This window comes from Gilliamella sp. B2923 (assembly GCF_026536565.1).
GTDB lineage: Bacteria > Pseudomonadota > Gammaproteobacteria > Enterobacterales > Orbaceae > Gilliamella.
The window spans coordinates 104,741-128,900 of record NZ_JAFNNZ010000007.1; the positions used below are offsets into that span (position 1 = coordinate 104,741).

A 24,160-nucleotide genomic window follows, 5' to 3' on the forward strand; every position below is an offset into this window, starting at 1 on the left:
AATATGACTCAGTTACAAGAAAAACTTGAACTTATCAGAAACAGCATCATCACTATTCCCGATTATCCTAAACCAGGGATTTTATTTCGTGATATTACCAGCTTACTTGAAGACCCTATTGCATTTAAAACCGCTGTTGAATTACTGATTGACCACTATCGAGATAAAAAAATCGATAAAGTTGTCGGCACCGAAGCCCGTGGATTTATCTTTGCCGCCCCTATCGCCTTAGCATTAGGCGTAGGATTTGTACCAGTTAGAAAACCGCATAAGTTACCGCGTCACGTATTTAGCGAAGCGTACCAACTGGAATACGGCACTGATACCCTCGAAATGCATTGCGATGCTATCAAACCTAACGAACGAGTATTAATCATTGATGATCTGCTAGCAACCGGTGGGACTGTTGCTGCAACCGCCAAACTAATTGAAAAAGCAGGTGGCATTGCTCAAGATGCGGCTTTTGTGATTAATTTACCGGATCTGCATGGTAAAACAAAATTAACCGATTTAGGTATTAACTGTTTTACTCTCATCGACTTTCATGGTGAATAACCGACTAAACGGGGGTGAAGCTATCGCCCTCGCACCACCAAAATCAGCATAAAAGCCATGGATAAGGCTTTACTCATAACTAACGAAATTACTACCATTTTTTAACAGTTCATTAACATATTGCCCTTTCCTTTTCTTTTTTCAAAAGATAATCATCACTTTATCGCTGACTCCAAATCATACATACGCAATCCCCGCATCACAATATAAATGCATAAAAAAGCATATTAATGCTTGATTAAGCCAATAAACTGAATTATTATGCAAAATCAAAGCATAATTATTTATAAAGAAAGGAAATGTAAATAGATGAAAAAATTTAGTCATATTATTGCCCGAACACCTGCTAAATCATTGGTTGACGGATTAACTTCAGCAAATTTAGGTAAGCCCGATTATCAAAAAGCCTTAGATCAACATAACAACTATATTCGAGCCTTACAGCAATGTGATGTTGATATTACCATTTTACCCGCCGATGAGCGCTTCCCCGATTCAGTGTTTGTCGAAGATGTCACGCTGTGCACACCGCATTGCGCAATTATCACTCGCCCCGGCGCACCTAGCCGCCGTGAAGAGACTGAAATTATGATCGACACGATTGAACGATTCTACCCAAATAAAGTAGAACGCATTACCGCGCCGGGAACGGTTGAAGCTGGTGATATTATGATGGTTGGTGATCATTACTACATTGGTTTATCTGCCCGCACTAATCAAGAAGGTGCAGATCAAATGATCGCTATTTTGCAAAAATATGGCTTAACTGGTTCGGTTGTCACTTTAGAAAAAGTGCTACATCTAAAAACCGGCCTTGCTTACCTTGAAAACAATAACTTACTTGCCGCCGGCGAGTTTATTACTAAACCGGAATTTCAACATCTTAATATTATTACCATACCGGAACAAGAAAGTTATGCCGCCAACTGTATATGGGTTAATGGGCGGGTCATTATGCCTTCAGGTTACCCGATAACTAAAGCAAAAATTGAAGCATTAGGTTATATCGTTCTTGAAGTCGATACCTCGGAATACCGTAAAATTGACGGTGGTGTAAGTTGTATGTCATTACGATTCTAAACCATTGTTAAACGAGAAATAATAGTTAGACGAGAAACAATAATTATACGAGCCTATTTCAATTTAATTGACCAAAAAGAAAACACAATGAATACACCAGTAAGAAAAAAACTCGGCATCCTACCGCTTACCCTTTTGGTGGTGGGTAGTATTGTTGGCAGCGGGATTTTTAGTTTACCGCAAAATATGGCTGAAGGCGCTGGCGCCGGCGCTATTTTAATTGCATGGGTCATTACCCTATTTGGCATGTTAATGCTAACGAGAATATTTCAATATCTCTCAATCCGTTTTTATAAAATTAACGACGGTTTATACGGCTATGTACGTGAAGGCTTTGGCGATTACATCGGCTTTAATGCTGCATGGGGATACTGGATATCAGCATGGATGGCCTGTGCCAGTTATTTAGTGATTCTTTTTAGTGCGATAGGCTCGTTTGATTGTTTTAATTATTTTGGCGACGGAACGACCTTGCCGTCAGTAATTGCCGGACTGATTTTTTTATGGATAGTCCATTTTTTTGTCTTAAAAGGCATCTATCGGGCATTTTTACTTAACTGTTTAGTTACTCTGGCCAAAATCATCCCCATTGGGCTATTTATTATTTGTGTCATTTTGGCATTTAAGGTAAATACCTTTAAGATCGATTTTTGGGGCTCACCACAGCTTGGCACAATCATCGAGCAGATCGAGCACACCATGCTTTACACGGTTTGGGTCTATTTAGGTATTGAAAGTGCGACCGTCTATGCTGCTCGAGCCAAAAATATGATCAGCATTAGTCGAGCAACATTTTTTGGCTTTGCCATCACCAGTCTGTTATTGGTTTGTGTTTCGGTCTTATCGTTGGGCGTTGTGCCACAAAATGAACTTGCCGAAATGAAAAACCCGTCTATGGCGTTAGTGATTGAGCGAGTCGTCGGCAGTTGGGGCGCGACCTTTATTAATCTGGGTTTGATTGTGTCAGTCAGTGGCGGCTTATTATCATGGCTGATGTTAGCGGCTGAAATGCTCTTTCTCACCGGACAAGGTGAAAAGCACACCGTACCAAAATGCTTTGGTAAACTTAATAAAAACGGCACCCCGGCCAATGCGTTATGGTTAACTACGTGTTTGGTTACCATTTTAATTATTCTGGCGCACTTTCATCAATCCGGTTACAACACCTTGATTCAGTTATCGACATCAATGGTACTTATCCCCTATTTATTAGCGGCGCTGTTTGTGTTTAAACTCGCTTTAAATCGTGGTAAAGCTTATCTGATATTGATTGGCTCAGCCGGATCTATCTACGGATTTTGGCTGATTTATGCAGGCGGCATGTCCTATTTACTGTTATCGATGATTTTATATAGTGTGGGGCTGGTTTTTTATCTTTATGCCCGCAAACAGCGAAACTTACCTGCATTTAGCTATCTGCATGATAAACTTTATGCGATAGCAATCATTACACTGGCAATCATTGCTATCATCTATTTTTATATCCTGCCAAGTTAATATCAGTAAATGGCGTTATTTTCTGAACAGATAAAAGTCAGTCAATAGCGCTCTGAACGCTTTTGAGTACCGCCCGTCAACATCACGCATACAAAGTTGCTGGGTTAAAACATTGTGCGTTGGCTCAAAAGCAAACGCCATTAGTGACAACGAATAGTCTTTATCTGCATTATAGTTAACATTCATCTGCTGGTGTAAATAGAGCTGATTTGACTCACATAACATCTTAAACTGATCGGCTAAGTGATAAGGCAGGACTAAACAAAAAAGCCCGTTTAACGACAACAGTCGTTTAACTGAGGCAATAAGCTCTGTAAAGCTTAACGTTTCAGTATAACGTGCAAACTGCCGCCTTGTAGTTCGGCAGGCAACGGCTGAGGCAAAATAAGGCGGATTGGTCACAATCAGATCATAACAATGGGCTTGATTTAATTGAAACTGATTAAGATCGGCAGTCATCGCATTAATCGATTGAAAATCGGCTTGCAAACTATTTTGCTGGCACTGTTTCACCGCTTGCTCATCAATATCAATCGCATCGATTTGACAATCGGTACCTGCTAAACGTTGCGCTAGCATTAACGCAATAACACCACAACCGCAACCAATATCCAACACCTTTTTGGGCATCGGTTCCAGTGGCGTCCAAGCACCTAATAAGCAGCTATCGGTCGTCACTTTCATTGGGCTGTTATCGTGGGCGACAAAAAAGCGCTTAAAGGTAAATCCGCCTTTTTTTAATGCTGTTTGATCAGTTGTCATGGCAAAATTTCTTAAATAAAGGTTTATTGGACGCAACCGCATCCGCCCAGCGTGTCGGCTCCGGTAAGCGATATCCCCGTAAACATAAGTTCACCCATTTGAGCGCACCATCGAAACTAACACGATGACCGGGTGAGATAAATAATGGATTACAGTTATTTTTGCTTTGTAGAACCCAACCAATTTGCGCCTGTTTATCAATTAACGCAGTGACATTACCGGCGACTTTGGCAATCGGCTGAAATTGACCGCAAAGGCGCTTTTTAGCCACACCGATAGTTGGCATATCCAATAACAACCCAAGATGGCTGGCGATGCCTAAGCGGCGAGGATGGGCAATGCCTTGACCGTCAACAAAAAGCAAATCCGGTTTATGTTCAACTTGTTGCCAGGCGGCAAGTAAAGCCGGATACTCACGGAAAGAGAGATAGCCGGGAATATAGGGAAAGGTCGTCTCTATACGAGCGATATGATGCTCAACCAGCACCAATTGCGGGTAAGTTAAAATCACAATGGCTGCTCGGGTAATTCGACCGTCATCTTCAAAACCCACATCGGTTCCACCAATTAATTTCACCGATGAGCTAAACTCATCAGTTAATTTAACCTGCCCGGCTAATTGTTGTTGTGATTGTTTTAATTGTTCTAAATTGATAGACATTTCTATTTCGCTGAGTATGATCTATGGCAATAAATCGATTTTACCAGAATTAGTATGCCATATACATTAGCAAAACCGACCCAATTTATCGAAGAGATCAAAAAAAGCCGCTTTATTGTTAATGCGGCGCCGGTGGTAAATCCCCAGCAAGCCGGAGAGTTTATTGACCAAATCAGTGATCCAAATGCCACCCACAACTGCTGGGCGTGGAAGATTGGGCAACAGTATCGCTTTAATGATGACGGCGAACCGACCAGCACCGCCGGGCGCCCTATTTTATCGGCCATTGAAGGGCAAGATTGTGATCAAGTCGTGGTGGTGGTTACCCGTTATTTTGGTGGTATAAAACTGGGTACCGGTGGCTTGATACGAGCCTATGGCGGCAGTGCCAGCCACTGTTTACAACAAGCAGAACTGATTGAGCTTATCACACGCATACCGGTCGAATTTCACTGCTATTACAGTGAATGGCCTATCATTGAAAATCGACTTAAAGAGCTTGATGCGATTATTGAAAATCAAGATTTTGATGCACAAGGCGTCAATGTTAGTTTGGCAATCACTGAAGATAAAACCGCAATACTACAAAAAAACATCAGCGACATAACCCGTGGGCGAGTGATTATCCAATTACCCTAACAACGTGAGTAAGACAATAATACCGTTACTCAACAAGCTGTATAACAAATCAAAACGAAATTGACTTAAATGGCTTGACAAGAAGTTTCAGAAAACACCTATGTTTTAGTAAAAAACGTTTTTAAAAAGATGAATCAATGATGTGCTTAAAACTATTTCTGTCGGAGTAAATACCCTATCCTTAGCGTTACTTTGAAACAGATACAGGCATTTAAATAAATTAGATTAACACTCAATCTGCCTGAAAAGCTTGACAAGAACTTTCAGAAAACACCTATGTTTCAGTATAAAAACGTTTTTAAAAAAATAGACAAATGATATGTATAAAACCATTTCTGCCAGATTTAATACCCTCCCCTTAAGCAATACTAACATTTAGATAAAGCAGATTAACACTCAATCTACCTAAATAAGCTTGACAAGAAGTTTCAGAAAACACCTACGTTTCAGTATAAAAACGTTTTTAAAAAGATAGACAAATGATATGTATAAAACCATTTTTGCCAGATTAAATACCTTATCCTAAACGTGACTTTGGAACTGATACAAACATTTAAATAAATTAGATTAACACTTAATCTACTTAAAAAGCTTGTCAAGAAGTTTCAGAAAATACCTATGTTTCAGTAAAAAACGTTTTTAAAAAAATAAATCAACGATGTGCTTAAAACCATTTCTGCCAGATTAAATACCCTTTCCTTAGCGTTACTTTGAAACAGATACAGGCATTTAGAAAATCAGATTAATACTTAATCGCCTCAAAATAGCCTGTCAAAAACTTTCAGAAAATACCTATGTTTTAGTATAAAAGCTTATATAAAAAAATAAATCAACGATGTGCTTAAAACCATTTCTGTCGGATTAAATACCCTATCCTTAGCGTTACTTTGAAACAGATACAGGCATTTAGAAAATTAGATTAATACTTAATCGCCTCAAAATAGCCTGTCAAAAACTTTCAGATAATACCTATGTTTCAGTATAAAACCGTTTTCAAAATAGCCATTGATATTTCAATGCAAGTTTATGGCTTTGGGTCGAGTAACGAGATTTGTCCCGGGCGTTTAATACACTCAATATCACTTACCTAAAGTTGTTAAAGCCAATCAGACAAATTCGGCAAGTAGATTGCTTTATATTCTCGGTTGCTTGCCTGTGATAATCAAATTACAATAAATCACACTGTCCAAATTTTAGATTCATTATGATTACATACTGTGATGCCACTTTAGATGATTTAGCCTTTATTGTTGATGTGTATAATTCAACCATTGCCAGTCGTTCGGTAACGGCTGATATCAATCCGGTTACTGTTGAAAGTCGGCTCGATTGGTTTAACCAGCACAATCCTCAACATCGCCCCCTTTGGCTAATCAAATATCACAACCAACCTTGTGGCTGGGTGAGTTTGTCATCATTTTATGGTCGGCCGGCTTATGATAAAACTGTTGAGATCAGCCTCTATCTTCATCAGGATTTTAGAGGTAAAAAAATCGGACAAATAATGGTGGCAAAGATTGAAGCATTTGCTCAGCAAGCAGGCATAAAGACTATTCTTAGCTTTGTTTTTGGACACAACACCGCCAGTGTCAATTTATTTAAAAAAATGCACTATCAACAATGGGGATTATTGCCAAATGTTGCCGAACTTGACGGTATTTCACGTGATTTAGTCATTTTTGGTAAGCCGCTAAATTAACCGTTTATTGACTGACAATGATATCGCTTTATTCTACTGATTTATCTGAAAGGATTATTTCGTTATGAGTTTATTAAAACAGACACTTTTTTTAGCCAAACAAACCAAAATTACCAGCTCACTTGTGGTAATAAATGTTGCCTATTTTATTATATCCCGAATGCTTGATAGTCGAGGACTTACCACTCATGATAACGCGTTTTTGATTGACTGGGGGGCGGATGTTGCGCAATTGACTTTCTCCGGTCAATATTGGCGCATGTTTACCAATCTTTTTGTACATATTAGCGTTACCCACTTAGCGATGAATATGCTTGCCTTATGGAGTGTCGGCAGCATTTTAGAAAGAGTCATCCCACCTTTTGCTTTTTTAGGTATCTATTTTCTGTCCGGACTTTATGGCAGTTTAGCCAGTGATATTGCCACAATAAATGTGGTTGTGATTAGCTGTGGGGCATCGGGAGCGATTTTAGGTATTATTACGGCTTTCCTGGCGTTTTCACTTGTTAATCACGTTGATATGGAGCAGCTGCCAATAAAATCAATTATTGTCAGTTTAGTGCTTACCGCCGCAATCGGCTTGCTACCGTCTATCGATAATATGGCGCATATTGGCGGTGCCGTAACCGGATTTATTCTCGGTGGGATAGTTTCGGCATGTCTACGAAAGTTTAAATACTCTAGCAGTTTATTAAATATCATTATTGGGATAATTTTTATAATAGCGGCCGTAGGTTTATATCTAGCTTATCTAGATTATCAATTTCCTGCTAACTATCGCTACTATTATTAAACTAAAAAAAGGCGTTATATACCTCAATATAACGCCTTTTTTTAAAATCAATCAGACGATTAAAAGCTATTTAAAATACGTGCCGGATCGATTTTACACGCTCGTCGGGCTGGATAATAACTGGCAATCAAACTTAACAGCATCGCGGTTACAAAGACAATTAACACATCAAGAAAATGAATTTCGGACGGTAAAAAATCGATAAAGTAGATATTACTGTTCAAAATTTTATGCCCCATTAATGACTCAACCCCTTTCATTATGTTTGAAAGTTGCCAAGACATTAGCACCCCTAAAATCACCCCAATGATACTGCCGATCAAGCCTGAGATAACCCCATACCAAATAAAGATATGTCTAATTAGGCGGTTGGTTGCACCAAGGGTTTTTAAAATCGCAATATCTCGTTGTTTATCTTTTACCGCTATAACTAAGGTTGAGACAATATTAAAACAGGCAACGCCAATCACGACAATCATTGCCAGATACATAATTTGCCTGATCATTTGGATATCACGATACATAAAACCGAAACTGTTTTCCCAACTGTTGAAGGTCATATTTTCGTTAAGATTTAATGCCGCCAGGCCGATGATCTGATTGGCTTGATAAAGATTATTCACATTGATCATTAAACCCGTGACGCTGTCACCCATATCTAGCAGATTTTGCGCATCACTCAACGGCACTAAAGCGATATTATTACTTAAACTGCCACTTAATTCTAAAATACCTTGCACTTGTAAACGTACCCTTCTCGGGGATTTAAGCTGATTCGGTTCGCTTGATACCGGAATTAATAACGATACCCAATCTCCTTCGCTCACCGCTAAACTTTTGGCTAACCCAGATCCAAGGATAATTTGTTGCTGGTCTGCCTTAAACGATGACCATTTATCATTTAAAACATAATTAGGTAAAGCGCTGATTTGTTGCTCTTGCACCGGATCAACTCCTTGCACCTCGACCGCACCGAGCTTACTCCCGTTTTCAACCAAACCGGTAAAACTGACAAAAGGAGCGCTTGAAACTATGTTTGGGCTATTATCTTTTAGCTCTTGTTGGATATCTCGCCAATTATCTAAGTTACCGATTTCCGGATATAATTGACCGTGCGGCACGACCGATAAAACCCGATTATGCAGTTCACGCTCAAAGCCATTCATGGCACTCAAACCAATAATTAGCGCCGCTATACCTATAGCAATACTGAAGGTTGAAACAATTGAAATTAACGACACCATGCCACTTTTACGGCGCCCTCGGCGAAATCTAATGGCGGTAAAGAGAGATAAAATCATATTAATTACCCATTAAACTTGTGTTGGCTGCACTGCTTTCAGTTAATCGCCCGTCACTCATAATTAACTGTTTATCAAGTTTGTTTGCTAATGCTAAATCATGGGTGACCACTAAAAAGGCGGTACCATGTTCACGGTTTAACTTGATAAGCAGATCAAAAATCGCATCGGCTGTTGATTTATCGAGATTACCGGTTGGCTCATCAGCCATAACTAAAGCCGGATTATTAATTAACGCGCGCCCAATTGCCACTCGCTGACGCTCACCGCCAGAGAGCTCAGACGGGCGATGATTGGCTCGTTTAACTAAATTAACCGATTCAAGCATCGCCATAGCCCGTTGTTTGGCTTCGTTTGGTTTTACTCCGCCAATTAGAAGCGGCATAGCGACATTTTCCAGCGCCGTAAAATCGGGTAAAAGGTGATGAAATTGATAAACAAATCCAATTTGTTGATTACGCAGTTGCGCCTTTTCCTGCTCGGATAACCGATTAAGTTGTTGCGACTTAAACAAAATTTCACCCGATGTCGGCTGATCTAATCCGCCAAGCAGATGCAACAAGGTACTTTTACCTGAGCCGGAACTACCAATAATTGCCATTAATGATTTTGGATAGATATCAAACGTGACATCTTTTAACACCTCTGTCACCATTTTGCCTTCTTGATAGGTTTTACACAGATTTTTAGCTGACAGTAGTTTTTCTGAATTATTCATAACGTAAAGCCTCGGCAGGTTGAATATTAGCGGCACGGTAGGCAGGATAAATAGTTGAAATTAACGATAACATAAGCAATCCAAAAATAATTAATATAATTTGTGTCGGTTCAATCAAAGACGGCAACAAAATACCGGCGAACGATAAGCCTAAAACTTGCATGATTTCATTGAGATAAAGCGCAATCAACAATCCTATCGTACTGCCTAACAAGGTACCAATAATGCCCGATGTCGCACCTTGAATAATAAAAATAAGCATGATTTTTAATCGTGACAGCCCTTGCGTTTTCAAAATGGCAACTTCGCCTTGTTTTTCCATAACTAATAAGCTCAGCGAGGTGATAATATTAAATGCCGCCACAATAACAATTAAGCTAATGAGTAACCCCATAACATTTTTTTCCATTTTAACCGCTTGAAATAGCTCGCCTCGCTTAGCTCGCCAATCATTAAAGACTAATCCGTCCGGTAATGGTGCGCTGACCACTGAAGCAATATCTAATGGTTTATCTAAAAACAGCCGCCAACTGGTAATGTCGTTGCCACGATAACGTAATAAATTTTTGGCATCGGTTTGATTAACATAAATTAATGCTTGATTGATATCATGATTGACGGCAAACAGCCCAACAACATTAAATAACCGCTGTGAAGGAATACGACCAATTGGCGTAATTTGGCTGGCGTCAGTCACCATTAAGCGAATTTTATCACCCAATCCCACGCCTAGTTGATTAGCTAAGCTCTGTCCTAAAATCACATTATATTGTCCGGCTTTAAGTGCGGAAATCTCGCCCATGTAGATATAGTGCGTAATCGGGTCGTTATCTTCAGCATTAATCCCCATTAAGGTACTAACCGTGATGCTATGCTCACTTTGTAAAATCACATCACCGGTGACTAAGGGCGTAATGCGGTTAACGCCGGGTATTTTTTCAAATTGTGATGAAGGAAAGGCAACCGGATCGAGTCGACCTTGTTGTGTGGTAATTTGCGCTTGCGGAAAAAACTTTAAAATACTGTTTTGCATCTGTTCTTCAAGTCCATTCATAACCGATAACACAACAATCAGACCGATAGAACCTAGCATAATGCCGATCATCGACAGCCATGATACAAACCTGCCAAAGCCGTCGGTCTTTTGACCGTAGACATAGCGCAAGCCAATAAAAAACACTAATGGGCGAAATATTTTTGACATAAACGTATACAATACCTGAAACTTTGTGATAAAGCTTAACGAGTTGAATGTAAAGTGCTTATCATACAGGATTAAACAGATATAGAAAACAACCACGTAATTACGTTATAATCCTGCGATAACTATCGCAACGATATCAATTAACCTTATCATGCCTAATATAATGAATATTTCGACAATCATTCCTAAAAAATCCGGTGATATCAAGCAAGTGGGTGAACTTGTTGGCTCATCATTATCTCAACTGTGTGCGCAAGTAATTGAAGCGCATAATGGCTTAGTTGTGATTATTACCGATGACATGCAACAAACTACCCGAATTAATGAGGAGCTGAAACAGTTTTCTCGCTTTCCGTCAATATTCTTTCCCGATTGGGAAACCTTACCTTATGACAGTTTTTCACCACATCAAGATATTGTATCGGAACGTTTATCGTGTCTTTATCATTTAGGACATTTGACTAAAGGTGCACTCATCTTACCGATTAATACCTTAATGCAAAAAGTCTGCCCACAAAGCTATTTAGGCGGGCATGTCTTTATGATGAAAAAAGGCTTAAGTATTAGCCGTGAAAATCTACGTTTACAGCTGGAAAATGCCGGTTATCGATCTGTCAGCCAGGTTATGGAACACGGCGAATATGCAACCCGTGGCGCCCTGTTTGATATTTTCCCTATGGGGAGTGATAATCCGTATCGGATTGACTTTTTTGATGATGAAATTGATAGCATTCGAACCTTTGATGTCGAAACACAGCGCACCCAAGATGAAATAACCGAAATACAATTACTTCCGGCTCACGAGTTTCCTTTTGATAAATCGGCTATTGAACTATTTCGCAGCCAGTGGCGTGAACAATTTGAAGTCAGACTTGAGCCAGAAAGCATCTATCAGCAAGTGAGTAAAAATATTTTGCCCACCGGCATTGAGTATTGGCAAGCACTGTTTTTTAGTGAGCCGTTAACGCCACTATTTTCCTATTTTTTAGATAATACGTTGATTATCAATACGGCAAACATTGAACAATTCGCCAATAAGTATTGGCAAGATATTTTGCAACGATATGAAAGTCGCCGTGTCGATCCTATGCGGCCATTATTAGCGCCAACGACGATTTGGTCTAAAACCGACGAAATATTTGCTTTTTTAAAAAATTATCCCCGCATTGTGGTTTCTCATACCGCCTTTAAACAATCGGCGAAAAGTATCAATCTGCCTTATCGCACTTTGCCCGATATTGCCATTGCGATGCAACAGAAAGATCCTTATTTACACTTTCAACAATTTATTGATGATTTTAACGGTAAAATTGTCTTTTCGGTCGAGTCGCAAGGCCGCAAAGAGGCGTTGCAAGAAGTGCTTGGTCGTATTCGGATTCACCCAACAACAATCGATCAACTCACTGAATTAAACCAGACTGAAAACCGATTTTGTTTGATGATTGGCGCCAGCGAGCAAGGCTTTATTGATGAACAACAAAACTATGCCTTTATTACCGAAAACGAGTTGTTAGGTCGGCGGATTATCCGTCGTAAAAAAGAGCATAAACAAGCGATTAATACTGATAGCTTGATTCGAAGTTTAGCCGAATTAACGCCCGGTAAACCGGTTGTGCATATTGAGCATGGGGTTGGACGATACGCCGGACTCACAACTTTAGAAACCGGTGGCATTAGTGCCGAATACCTTATCTTACTTTATGCAAATGACACTAAGCTTTATGTTCCGGTATCTTCATTAAATTTAATTAGCCGCTACTCAGGTGGTGATGAAGAAAATGCCCCACTAAACAAACTGGGCACCGATGCATGGAGTAAAGCCAGACAAAAAGCCGCCGAAAAAGTTCGGGATGTGGCCGCCGAATTGCTGGATATTTATGCTGAGCGGGAGAGCAAACCCGGATTTGAATTTAAACAAGACCGTGAACAGTATGAACTATTTTGCAGTGCATTTCCCTATCAAGAAACGGAAGATCAGCAAAATGCCATTGGTGCTGTTATTGGCGATATGTGTTCACCTTATGCCATGGATCGCTTAGTGTGTGGCGATGTTGGCTTTGGTAAAACCGAAGTCGCTATTCGCGCCGCATTTTTAGCGGTGATAAACCAAAAACAAGCAGCAGTATTAGTCCCAACTACCCTGCTTGCTGAGCAACATTATGAGAGTTTTTGTGACCGTTTTGCTAATTGGCCAATTCGAATTGAAAGCTTATCTCGCTTCAAAACCGCCAAACAACAACAAGCAATTATTAAAGCGTTGGGCGAAGGTAAAGTCGATATTGTTATTGGCACCCATAAATTACTGCAAGAAGATGTGAAATGGAAAGATCTTGGATTACTTATTGTCGATGAAGAGCACCGTTTTGGTGTTCGGCAAAAAGAACGAATTAAAGCCATGCGTGCCAATATCGATATTTTAACGCTAACGGCCACCCCTATTCCACGTACGCTTAATATGGCAATGAGTGGTATGCGTGATTTGTCAATCATCGCAACGCCACCAGCACGTCGACTCGCTGTGAAAACATTTGTTCGGGAATACGATGATTTAGTGATTCGTGAAGCGATATTACGTGAAATTTTACGTGGTGGTCAGATCTACTATTTACATAATGATATATCAGACATTGAAAGCGTAAGTGAAAAACTGGCGCAACTGGTACCGGAAGCTCGAATTACCATTGGTCATGGTCAAATGCATGAACGGGATTTAGAGCGGGTGATGAATGATTTTCATCATCAACGTTTTAACATACTGGTTTGTACAACCATTGTCGAAACCGGTATTGATATTCCCAATGCCAATACAATAATTATTGACCGTGCCGATAAATTTGGTTTAGCACAATTGCATCAATTACGAGGTCGTGTTGGGCGCTCTTATCATCAAGCTTACGCTTATTTATTAACGCCTCACCCTAAATTACTGAGTAAAGATGCGAAAAAACGCCTTGATGCCATTGCCACTTTAGAAGATTTAGGCGCCGGTTTTGCACTTGCCACCCATGATCTTGAAATTCGTGGCGCTGGTGAACTACTGGGTAGCGATCAAAGCGGGCAAATCGAAACTATCGGTTTTAACCTTTACATTGAATTGCTTGAAGATGCGGTCAAATCCCTAAAAGAAGGCAAAGAGCCGACGCTTGAATCCTTGCTTAATAGCCAACAGACTGAAGTAGAGTTAAGATTGCCAACCTTAATTCCCGATGATTTCATCCCCGATGTCAATACCCGTTTGTCACTCTACAAGCGAATTGCGAGTATTGAAAATCTTGATGAGCTAACCGACATTCAAGTTGAAATGCGTGATCGCTTTGGTCAATTACCCGATGCAACAGTGTTTTTATTAGCCACAACTAAAATCCGTTATTATGCTAACCAATTAGGTATCACAAAAATTGAATTTAGCGATAAAGGTGGTTATATAGAATTTGGTAATAATAACCAAGTTTCGGTCGATTATTTAATTGAACTAATTCAAAAAGAGCCTAAAAACTATCGTCTCGAAGGAACAAATCGATTAAAATTACAGCAAAAAGAGTTACAACAAAATCAACGTATTGATTATATTAATAATTTACTAAGTGATTTTGCAAAGCACCGTGAAAATCCATAATGAAATTTAACAACAAATAAGGAATTATGATAATGAAGAAGGCATCAGTCGCGATTGGGATAGTTGCTGTATTAGGCATAGCTTATGTTGGCTCAACTTGGTACTCGGGAAACCTTATTGAAGATAATATCGATGAGCAGATAACCGCTATTACAAAGCATCTTAACAGCAATAAACGTTCGGTTAGATTTAACCTGATTAAGAGTCATTACGAAAAAAATCTGTTTTCGAGCAAATTTCACTTAAAAGTGACGCTATCTCAACAACCTAAATACCAATCGGAGGCTAGCGATGATGATCAACTTACCCTATTTGAAGATGATATAACTATTCACCACGGACCTTTTCCACCTGCCGCCTTAGCTAAAGGTAATTTTACCCCTCAACTCGCTTTGATTGAATATCAAATGTCCGAAAAAAAGAACCCTGATCTTTGGAAGAAAGCGGGTAATCAGCCTCCACTTACTGGTTATATAACTATCGACTATAACAGCAATAACCAGATTAATTTAATCACCAAAGGGGGAGAACTAACACATAATGAAATCCCGTCACTTAGCCCTGATGTAACAATAGAATATGGTGAAAGTAGCATCAATTTATTTAGCAAAAATCATGGTCATGATATGGGTGGTAACATAAAAAGTGATAATTTCAGCATTTATGCCAACAATGAAAACAAACTATCAATTTCTCAGTTTGAAGCTTCTCTCTCCTCGCCTAATGGTCTGGGTTTACAGGATTTTGAGATAAATATTGGCAAGCTATTTCAACGTGATCTTACTGAATTTCCTCTAGATGCATTATCCGTAGATGTTGAGCTTTATGATATTTTGAAATTAGAAAATTTTAAAGCCAAAGGCCGTGTTAATGGCATAACTAAGGATATAGAGATACATAACACTTTGGATAAATTAGTCTCGTTATCTGAGGAGGAGCCGGATTTAGTGTTATCTAATATCGACCTGAAGCAAATTTACCGCGCAGCTAACGATAATCAACTGCCAAATGGTTCCCTGCAAATGAAAATTGAGTCAATCAATTATGGACAACAACACCTCGGTAAATTGATATTCGATATCGATTTTTCAGATTCGAATGATTTGTTTGTCAGGAAACTTGTTTCATTAGGACTTGGAGCGATTGAATCTAATCATGCTAGTGTCCCTAACAATCCGAACATTGCATTGAATATATTCAATTTTCATTCCGATGCAGGGGATTTAAATTTTTCTTTCAAAATTAAACAATTAAGTCTGGGGAGCATCAAGATGTTTTTAAACGATACTGTTCTAACAAAAATCAAACTTGAAGCACCATTTGCCGTTTTAGATCGCTTTGTTGCTCAAGTGTCAAATCCTGATTCGAGTGATGTCACTGATGAACAATTATTTGAGACAAACAAAATAATAGACTCACTGTTACATGAGCTTGAAGATAGTCCGATTGTCGATATCAAACAAGGAAGTAACCCGGGCATTTATAGCGATATTGAAATTCATGGCAATAAAGATAAAATAAGGCTAAATAATCATTTCATATCAAAAGAAGAGTTTTTACAATTTTTCGAATCAAATGTGTATGATTAAAAAAACAGTCATCCTTAACCTATTGCGCCAATATTATTGGCGTAATATCGCTGAAAATCAGCAAAAATGGTAAAAAATACCCCTATACAGCCAATAATCTCCCCCCTACTCAATTATTTTCCGATCGCACTATTCGCCTGTCTGTAACGATAAAAATGTTAAAGTAATAGGGCTTACCCATTGTCAAAGGTTTAAAAAGTTATCGCTTCATAGGCTTAAATCGTTTAGAATTGCCAACGATCAGCTTTAACAAATTGAATGCGTTATAAATTTGTTCGTTGATTTTGGATTTTGCTAAGAAACAAGAACAATAATTTACAATTTTATAAATGAAAGAGATTTGACATGAAAAAAAGTACACTAGCTATTGGTATTATTGCAGTATTAGGCATTGGATATGTCGGCACATCATGGTATACAGGAAATGTAATTGAAAATAATTTCGACAACAAGATTGCTGAAATCACTAAAAATTTCAACAACTCTCAAGAAATGTTCAATGTCGTTATCACCCATAATCAACCGGAAAAAGGCCTCTTTTCAACTAAGATGCATGTAAATGTAATGCTAACGTCATTAGATGATGGCAGTAGCGTTAAATTATATGATGATAATATCACGATTCATCATGGACCTTTCCCTGTTGCTGCGTTAAGCAAAGGTACTTTTTTGCCACAAATGGCTTGGGTAGAATTTGAACCTACTGAACAAACATCGCCAGAAGTTTGGAAGATTGCTGGTAATAAGCCTTTTTACAAAGGTCATTTGGGTATTACTTATGGCGAATTTTTAACATTACAATTGGTCTCTAGCGCAATCAATCTATCTTCAGATGTCATTCCAGCAATCCCTAGTGGAAACTCACTGGCATTTAGTAGCAGTGAAATAACGGTTAAAGGTAATTCTGATTTATCTGATTTGCAAGTCAATACAAAGTTAGATGACCTGGATGTCACCATTAGTGACAGTAATGGTAAAAATAACATTAAAGTCGACGGTTGGAGTTTATCTATTCAGCCAGAAAACTATCAAAATTTTCTATTTGAATTTAAAGTTGATGAGGTAAAAGTCACTGCATTTAATAGCATCCCTTTACTGAAAATACATAATTTTACTCAAAAAGGTACGTTTAACTTACTTGAAAAGCACCAAGATGTAACAGCAAGTATTGATAAAATTGAAGTCGATCCCCGTCCATTAACGATGGGACAAATCGCAAACTTTTCTATCAGTGATTTACAATTAAAGCAAAAAACACAAATTGATGATAAGGAAAGAGTCAATGGCTCATTGTTATTGAAAGTAGGTTCTTCAACATATGGAAAACAAAACTTAGGTGATCTTACTTTTGACTTCAGTGTTAAAAATCTATCTCAAGAATTTGATAGAAATCGTTATTCTACTGCCATTGGTTCAGAAATTACTGTCAATGAGATTAGTTTGCACAATGAAGCAGGTGTTGCAAAAATAAGTGGCTTATTTAAAGCAGCTGATGAAGTGGATGAAGAAGATCTAGATATTAATAACATACTAAATTGGGATACAGTTAAAGGACAACTTGAAATCCCTTTCAGTGTAATAGCATTAGTGAAAACACAAATAGAATCGCCTAATGATGAGAAAATATCACAAAATAAAGTTGATATGAACCGAATGCAGGTAGCAACTATGGCTAAAATGGCTTTCGCTGATAATCCTATGTTTAAAGTTGATGACAATGGTATTTCAAGTAATATATCAATTATAAAAGATCAAGAGTATAAGTTGAATGGTAAAACATTTACTAAAGAAGAATTAGAAGCATTAACGAGTCAATGACTCCATTAAACGCCGTACCTCAATTTATTCACTCGTCAATTCCACTAGCTTAGCTAGTGGAATATTATTTTTAATTTATCAACATTGAAACATCCCTATGAATACTCAACCTTCGTCGTTAGATCAAAATCAATTTAAACGCACCATGAAGACAAGGCATCTGATAATGCTGTCACTAGGTGGGGTCATTGGTACAGGACTCTTTTTTAATACGGGTTATATCATTGCCACTGCCGGCGCAATAGGGGCAATTATTGCTTATTTAATTGGCGCTTTAGTGGTCTATTTAGTCATGTTATGTTTAGGTGAACTTGCCGTTGCCATGCCTGAAACGGGTGCTTTTCATACTTACGCTTCACGCTTTATCAGTCCCGCTACGGGATATACAGTTGCTTGGCTTTATTGGCTCACTTGGACAGTTGCGCTAGGCTCGAGTCTGACTGCTGCTGGCTTATGTATGCAATATTGGTTCCCGCAGGTTTCGGTATGGATCTGGTGCTTAATTTTTTGTATCGTTATATTTACGTTAAATATTATTAGCTCACAATTTTTTGCCGAAAGTGAATTTTGGTTTTCAATCATTAAAGTTATCACCATTATTGTTTTTATTATCGCAGGTAGCGCTGCAATCTTTGGTTTTATTCCAATGAAGAACAACATGCCAGCCCCATTTTTACATCATATTACTGAAAATGGTTGGTTCCCTAACGGTATCACCCCAATTATTATGACAATGGTCACTGTTAACTTTGCTTTTTCTGGAACAGAACTTATTGGCATTGCCGCCGGTGAGACACATCATCCGGAAAAAACGATTCCATTAGCGATAAAAACAACGATTTTACGACTGATAATTTTCTTTGTTGGCACCATTTTTGTGCTGGCCGCTTTACTCCCGATGAATCAAGCAGGAGTAATAAAAAGCCCTTTTGTTGAGGTATTTGAAAATATTGGTTTACCTTATGCCGCAGATATCTATAACTTTGTTATTATCACCGCTATTTTATCCGCCGCTAATTCGGGACTTTATGCCTCTGGTCGAATGTTATGGTCTCTGTCAAATCAAGGGACTTTACCTAAGTGTTTTAGCCGACTCACTGGCAACGGTATTCCAACTATGGCAATTATAGTCAGTATGTTAGGGGGATTATTAGCACTCTTTTCCAGTGTGATTGCGCCCGACACGGTATTTGTTGCGCTAACGGCGATCTCTGGATTTGCGGTCGTTGCTGTTTGGCTGAGTATCTGCGCTTCTCATTACTTTTTTAGGAAGCAACTCACTGATGCTCAAGTTAAATCGTTAAAATATAAAGCACCATTTTATCCATTCGTTCCCATTTTGGGCTTTATACTTTGTTTAGTTGCTTGTGTCGGATTAGCGTTCGATCCGAATCAGCGCATCGCGTTATATTGTGGTATTCCTTTTGTCATTTTCTGCTTTATTGCGCACCATTTTACTCAAGTCTATCAAAAACGAGCAGTTAAAAATGAAATGTAATAACCTAATTGACCAACTATTAAAACAGAAAAAATATATTATCATCGACGGCGCTTTAGCAAGTGAGCTACAACGCCGAGGATGCGATCTTAATGATAGCCTTTGGTCAGCCAAAGTGCTCATTGAACAACCGGAACTTATCAGCCAAGTCCATTATGATTACTTTAAAGCTGGCGCCGATTGTGCCATTACAGCCAGTTATCAAGCTTCACCGCAAGGCTTTGCACAAAAAGGCATTGATTTAACAACATCCATTGCCTTAATTAAAAAAAGCGTTGAGCTTGCTAAACAAGCAAAACAACGCTATTTAAATGAAACGGGGCTCAATAAACCACTCATTATCGCCGGCTCTGTCGGCCCTTATGGTGCCTATTTGGCAAATGGTTCCGAATATACTGGCGATTATCAACTTAGCGAAGCGGCTTTTATTGATTTTCATATTGATCGAATAACCGCCTTAATTGAAGCGCAGGTTGATATGTTGGCATGTGAAACACTGCCTTCATTTGCTGAAATTAAAGCCTTAGCTAAACTTATCACTAATTTTCCGTCGATTAGCTGTTGGTTTTCTTTAACGTTAAAAGATGAACATCATCTCAGTGACGGCACCCCATTAACTGAGGTTATCGAATTTTTAAATGGTTGTGATCAAATTGTCAGTATTGGTATTAACTGTATTGCGCTGGAAAAAGTCACCCCTGCCCTTGAAGTATTAAGCACACTGACTCAAAAACCATTAATTATCTACCCTAATTCGGGTGAACAGTATGATCCAACAACCAAACAATGGCATGCAAACCATAGCCATAATTGCACTTTTAGCAATCAATTACCCCGCTGGATAGAATTGGGTGCCAAATTGATCGGTGGCTGCTGTCAAACAACGCCGGATGATATTGCCCAAATAGCCCGGTTATTAAAAGATAAAATGTAACCGCTTTTTGACAAGAAGTTTCAGAAAATGTATATGTTTAAGTATAAAGCTTTTTTATATAATAGACCTATTATGAATCTATCCCTGTACCATACATAAACATTAATACCTTCTTGTCAAAAAGTTTCAGAAAATGTATATGTTTGAGTATAAAGCTTTTTTTAAATAGTAAACCGATTAAGAATCTATTCTAGTACCAGACATAAACACTCATAGCTTCTTGTCAAAAACTTTCAGAAAATGTATATGTTTCAGTATAAAACATATCAAATACTGACTAATACACTATTTGATATGTTTTTATTATGTGACGTTATTCAATATTGGCATGCCTTGACTTCATCAGTTCAGGCGATTGATGTAACTGCCCCATTAATCGATAAATCACGCTATCATAAATCAGTAATGCTAGTTGTTCAAAAGTACTGCCCATGGGTTGGGTAAAATGGGATAATTCAATCTTGACAGTCACACAGCTATCGGCCAGCTTCGCCAATGTTGAGTCGGCATTGCCGGTTAGAATAATGACTTTCACTCCCAGCTTTTGCGCCTGTTTGGCATAAGCAATTAAACTTGCGGTTTCACCGGAATGGGAACCCAGTATCAGCACATCATCCACATTGGCTTTGGGCTTACTGATTTCGTTAATCACACTTACTGACAATCCTAAATGCATTAAGCGATTGGCAAAAGCACTAATTATTAGACCCGATCGCCCCGTTCCGGCTAAAAAAATGTGATTGGCAGCAATAATAGCATCACAAAATTGATTTAACTGATTTTGCTCAATATGATCAATCTGTGCAGTAATTTCATCTAATATATTGTTAAGTATGGTTTTAATTTGCATATTTTATCCTTGTGCCATGATTGCGGTTAACTTAGCAATATTGTTTTGGATATCATTGTTTTTGAAAATAAAGCCACCGGATACAATGTTTGTCGCACCGGCTTGTAAACAGTCTGATAAATTTGCATCGGTAATATTACCGTCGACTTGAATATCGTAATGGTAATTATGCTTAATCTTTTCCGATTGCAATTGAGCCATTTTCGCCAGCGTGAAGGGTAAAAAACGCTCTCCCTTTTGTCCCGGATTAACGCTCATCACTAATACACGATCAACAATCGGCAATAACAGTTTTAGTGCGGCGACCGGTGTTGACGGATTGATCGCAATACCAACTTTAATCCCATAACTGATAATTTTGTCGATTACAAAAGCGTGGTGAACAGTTGATTCAAAATGAAAGGTCAAAATATCAGGTTTAACGGCAATAAAATCCATAATCGATAGTTCCGGTTTTTCAATCATCAAATGACAATCGACCTTAAAGTGAGTATGTTTTTTTAAACTTGCTATAAATTCGCTATTAAAACCTAAGTTTGGCACATAGTGATTATCCATAATATCAATATGCACATCACTTATCCCACAGCTTTGTAAGGTGGATAAGGTGTCTTTAATCAGATAGAGATCTGAATTAAATAATGAGGGTGACAACAACATAATGACTCCTTATTTAAAGCCCCATAAGCATAAAATTTACTGTACGTTGCCTTGCTCGCAACGTATCCCAATCGACAAAGTAAATTCGTCCAAGTGAGCCAAGTAACGGCTTGCCATTTTTGACGATAATAACCAGCGAACAGCTACCAAATAATGAGGATTTTATATGGGCATCGGTATTTAGCATTACCCATTTTTCGGCAGGATAATGGGGGTCATTTAAACTTAAACCAAACGCAATATGTTTTGGTCCCGGGCTGTTATACTGGTTTTCACTGGTCATTTTGGGCACTATTTTTTCTAAAATATTATTAATGTCTACTTGTAAAAGCTCGTCCCCATAAAAGTTGGTGTCATGCATTGACTCTTCAAAAAATAAAGAACAAGTGGTGTGCGTTGTGGCAATGGTTAATTGCCCGTTTTGGATATTAGCGTGTTGCATAAACTGATCGAGTGCATTACTAATATCATGATAAGAGTGCCGACCAGCTACTGTACTGATCGTTAAAGTATGATGATAGATTTTCATTTTTGACGCTCTGCTCTCTCCTCCCCCGTTTTTAATCACTCTGCGTTATATGCCGCAAGTTGAGTTAACCAAAACAGAGTAATATTAACGAGGGAATTAATCTGATAAATGGTGCTAAACCGCTAAACGTTTGCTTAACTCTGCAAAAAACTCATCTAGCCCGACACCAGTTAATAGAGGTAACCCATTTAGCACTTTATCTTTTATCGACTCAGGAACAATGGTTGTGCTGACAACGACATCATAAGCGTCAATTTTGTTAAGTTCATCGGCAATTTTGGATTGATAAATAGTGACATCATTTAAGCGGTTTTCATCCGCCAACCACTTGTTTACCTTACTGACTGCTATCGTTGATGTGGCATGCCCTGCTCCGCACATTATTAATAGTTTTTTCATCGTTTGTTTTCCTTTTAATACATTTCAATTTTTTTGATTTTGTTGATATAGATAAGTAGACATAAGATCACAAGCGCTAAGCCTATTAATCCTAAATAACCCAAATAATTTAGTAACAGTACAAATAAGGTAACTGGCCATAATCCACATAAGATAACGCTAACGGTGCCAGCCATACCCACATCGTAATTAGCTAAATGAAAAACGTCGGTAATAATCGGCGCTAACCAAGTTGACATATACAGGCATATCACTAAATAGATTGTTCCGCCCAAAATTGAACGGACAATATTGCCTTTGAAAAAAGGGACCATTAGGCAGATGCCAAAAGCGTAAAAAGCTAAATCACCAAAGGGTAATACTTTGTTGCCCGGTAAAATTAATGCCAGCAGTAATGAGACCGGCACCATAATTAAAGCGGTTGCCATAACGGCAGGATGACCGACTGTTAATGCGGCGTCCATACCGATGTTAACCTGTTTTCCATTGAGTTTTTTTCGGGTAAATTCACGAGCGGCATCGGCAACCGGTAGTAAGCCTTCCATAAACATGGCAACCATTTTGGGCATGATTTTCATAATGGCTGCCGTTGAGATCCCTAATTGACCAATTTTAGGGACATCATAGCCTGCCAATATACCGACGACTAAGCCGATGATTAATCCAATTACAACCGTATCACCAAAAATACCAAATTTTTTGGTTAATGTTTCTGAATCGGCATTGAGCTGATTTAATCCGGGGATGCGGTCAAATAACCAATTGAGTGGAATGGCGACAATTGCGCCGGATAATGCCATTAAATGGGTGATTGCAATGCCGGGATAACCAAAAAACGAGCTAATCGCTTTTTGCAGTAAATCAGCTAACAACCATTGCAACATCACCGCAGTAACAGCGCCGATTATACCGATCCAATATTCACCTGTGACCGCATAAGCAACCAACCCTAAGAAAATAGCAAACCAGAAGTTCCAGATATCAACATTTAATGTCCGTGTCCAGCCTAAGGATATAAATAAGAAATTGATCACAAGTGAGGCCGGTATAAGTAATAATCCCAGTGTGGTTGAAAACGCCAATGGTCCGCCAACACCACAGCCAATATCCATTATGCTTAATGATGTGCCATATTGTTCACCCATTTTTTGAATGGCGACCCCTAAGGTATCTGACAATAATGAAATCACTAAGCCTAATCCAACAATACCAATACCGACTGTGATGCCCGACATTAACGCTTTGGAAAAACTGACCCGAAAAAAAAGACCAATGACAAAAATAATGATAGGTAAAAAAACTACCCCACCAAGATTAATTAACCATTGAAAAATGCTAGTTACACTCTCCATTTGTAC

At 38.6% G+C, this 24,160-nt stretch carries 21 protein-coding genes; 11 read left to right on the plus strand and 10 right to left on the minus strand.

All coding sequences use genetic code 11. The annotated features are described in order from the left end of the window. Positions 1–3: 3 nt before the first annotated feature. The 3 genes from apt to J3U42_RS08850 all read left to right on the plus strand — a co-directional run bounded on the left by apt (position 4) and on the right by J3U42_RS08850 (position 3,132). Positions 4–555: an adenine phosphoribosyltransferase gene (gene apt, locus J3U42_RS08840; protein ID WP_220219534.1), complete on the plus strand. Its 552-nt coding sequence runs from the start codon at positions 4–6 to the stop codon at positions 553–555. 309 nt (positions 556–864) lie between these two features. Continuing rightward, positions 865–1,635 carry a dimethylargininase gene (gene ddaH / locus J3U42_RS08845; RefSeq protein ID WP_267336239.1) on the plus strand — a complete coding sequence of 257 codons (771 nt, stop codon included), beginning with the start codon at positions 865–867 and terminating at the stop codon, positions 1,633–1,635. A gap of 87 nt (positions 1,636–1,722) precedes the next feature. Next, positions 1,723–3,132, plus strand: a complete 1,410-nt coding sequence (locus J3U42_RS08850; protein WP_220219532.1) for a basic amino acid/polyamine antiporter — start codon at positions 1,723–1,725, stop codon at positions 3,130–3,132. Between the two features lie 15 nt (positions 3,133–3,147). Here the strand turns inward: J3U42_RS08850 and J3U42_RS08855 are convergent, their stop codons facing one another. Together J3U42_RS08855 and nfi are read right to left on the minus strand one after the other, a co-directional pair. Further along, a complete protein-coding gene (locus J3U42_RS08855) occupies positions 3,148–3,894 on the minus strand; it encodes a tRNA1(Val) (adenine(37)-N6)-methyltransferase (protein ID WP_267336240.1) in 747 nt (248 codons plus the stop codon). Beyond that, positions 3,884–4,555: a deoxyribonuclease V gene (nfi, locus tag J3U42_RS08860; RefSeq protein WP_267336241.1), complete on the minus strand. Its 672-nt coding sequence runs from the start codon at positions 4,553–4,555 to the stop codon at positions 3,884–3,886. The genes J3U42_RS08855 and nfi overlap by 11 nt, the downstream gene beginning before the upstream one ends. A gap of 54 nt (positions 4,556–4,609) precedes the next feature. Here nfi and J3U42_RS08865 point away from each other — a divergent pair, with 54 nt between their 5' ends. From J3U42_RS08865 to J3U42_RS08875, 3 genes are all read left to right on the plus strand, one after another. Further along, positions 4,610–5,194 (plus strand): IMPACT family protein, encoded by a 585-nt coding sequence (locus tag J3U42_RS08865; RefSeq protein WP_267336242.1) that lies wholly within the window; start codon positions 4,610–4,612, stop codon positions 5,192–5,194. 1,204 nt (positions 5,195–6,398) lie between these two features. Next, positions 6,399–6,893: a GNAT family N-acetyltransferase gene (locus J3U42_RS08870; RefSeq protein WP_267336243.1), complete on the plus strand. Its 495-nt coding sequence runs from the start codon at positions 6,399–6,401 to the stop codon at positions 6,891–6,893. Between the two features lie 64 nt (positions 6,894–6,957). Next, positions 6,958–7,686, plus strand: coding sequence for a rhomboid family intramembrane serine protease (locus J3U42_RS08875; protein ID WP_267336244.1), 729 nt, complete (start codon positions 6,958–6,960; stop codon positions 7,684–7,686). 59 nt (positions 7,687–7,745) lie between these two features. On the opposite strand, the gene lolE is transcribed toward J3U42_RS08875, so the two are convergent. From lolE to lolC, 3 genes are read right to left on the minus strand one after another with little or no spacing between them, the layout of a single operon-like run. Next, positions 7,746–8,987, minus strand: a complete 1,242-nt coding sequence (lolE, locus tag J3U42_RS08880) for a lipoprotein-releasing ABC transporter permease subunit LolE (RefSeq protein WP_267336245.1) — start codon at positions 8,985–8,987, stop codon at positions 7,746–7,748. Position 8,988: 1 nt separating this feature from the next. Continuing rightward, complete coding sequence (lolD, locus tag J3U42_RS08885) at positions 8,989–9,705, minus strand: lipoprotein-releasing ABC transporter ATP-binding protein LolD (protein ID WP_220219526.1); 717 nt, start codon at positions 9,703–9,705, stop codon at positions 8,989–8,991. After that, entirely contained in the window at positions 9,698–10,900 is a 1,203-nt protein-coding gene (gene lolC, locus J3U42_RS08890; protein WP_366518661.1) for a lipoprotein-releasing ABC transporter permease subunit LolC, read from the minus strand. The genes lolD and lolC overlap by 8 nt, the downstream gene beginning before the upstream one ends. Positions 10,901–11,072: 172 nt before the next feature. Between lolC and mfd the strand changes: the two genes are divergently transcribed. From mfd to mmuM, 5 genes are all read left to right on the plus strand, one after another. After that, positions 11,073–14,525, plus strand: a complete 3,453-nt coding sequence (gene mfd, locus J3U42_RS08895) for a transcription-repair coupling factor (RefSeq protein WP_267336246.1) — start codon at positions 11,073–11,075, stop codon at positions 14,523–14,525. 32 nt (positions 14,526–14,557) lie between these two features. Beyond that, entirely contained in the window at positions 14,558–16,114 is a 1,557-nt protein-coding gene (locus tag J3U42_RS08900; RefSeq protein ID WP_267336247.1) for a DUF945 family protein, read from the plus strand. Between the two features lie 345 nt (positions 16,115–16,459). Next, on the plus strand, positions 16,460–17,932 hold the full coding sequence (locus J3U42_RS08905; RefSeq protein WP_267336248.1) for a YdgA family protein: 1,473 nt from the start codon (positions 16,460–16,462) through the stop codon (positions 17,930–17,932). Between the two features lie 97 nt (positions 17,933–18,029). After that, positions 18,030–19,430 carry an S-methylmethionine permease gene (gene mmuP / locus J3U42_RS08910; RefSeq protein WP_220219521.1) on the plus strand — a complete coding sequence of 467 codons (1,401 nt, stop codon included), beginning with the start codon at positions 18,030–18,032 and terminating at the stop codon, positions 19,428–19,430. Continuing rightward, positions 19,420–20,364 (plus strand): homocysteine S-methyltransferase, encoded by a 945-nt coding sequence (mmuM, locus tag J3U42_RS08915; protein WP_267336249.1) that lies wholly within the window; start codon positions 19,420–19,422, stop codon positions 20,362–20,364. The genes mmuP and mmuM overlap by 11 nt, the downstream gene beginning before the upstream one ends. A gap of 313 nt (positions 20,365–20,677) precedes the next feature. On the opposite strand, the gene hxlB is transcribed toward mmuM, so the two are convergent. From hxlB to J3U42_RS08940, 5 genes are all read right to left on the minus strand, one after another. After that, entirely contained in the window at positions 20,678–21,214 is a 537-nt protein-coding gene (hxlB, locus tag J3U42_RS08920; protein ID WP_267336250.1) for a 6-phospho-3-hexuloisomerase, read from the minus strand. 3 nt (positions 21,215–21,217) lie between these two features. After that, positions 21,218–21,874, minus strand: coding sequence for a ribulose-phosphate 3-epimerase (locus J3U42_RS08925; RefSeq protein ID WP_267329379.1), 657 nt, complete (start codon positions 21,872–21,874; stop codon positions 21,218–21,220). A gap of 13 nt (positions 21,875–21,887) precedes the next feature. Further along, positions 21,888–22,403: a YjbQ family protein gene (locus J3U42_RS08930; RefSeq protein WP_267336251.1), complete on the minus strand. Its 516-nt coding sequence runs from the start codon at positions 22,401–22,403 to the stop codon at positions 21,888–21,890. A 114-nt stretch (positions 22,404–22,517) separates the two neighbouring features. Beyond that, positions 22,518–22,802, minus strand: a complete 285-nt coding sequence (locus J3U42_RS08935) for a PTS sugar transporter subunit IIB (protein ID WP_220219516.1) — start codon at positions 22,800–22,802, stop codon at positions 22,518–22,520. A gap of 14 nt (positions 22,803–22,816) precedes the next feature. Then, positions 22,817–24,154: a PTS galactitol transporter subunit IIC gene (locus tag J3U42_RS08940; RefSeq protein WP_267329382.1), complete on the minus strand. Its 1,338-nt coding sequence runs from the start codon at positions 24,152–24,154 to the stop codon at positions 22,817–22,819. Positions 24,155–24,160: the final 6 nt, after the last annotated feature.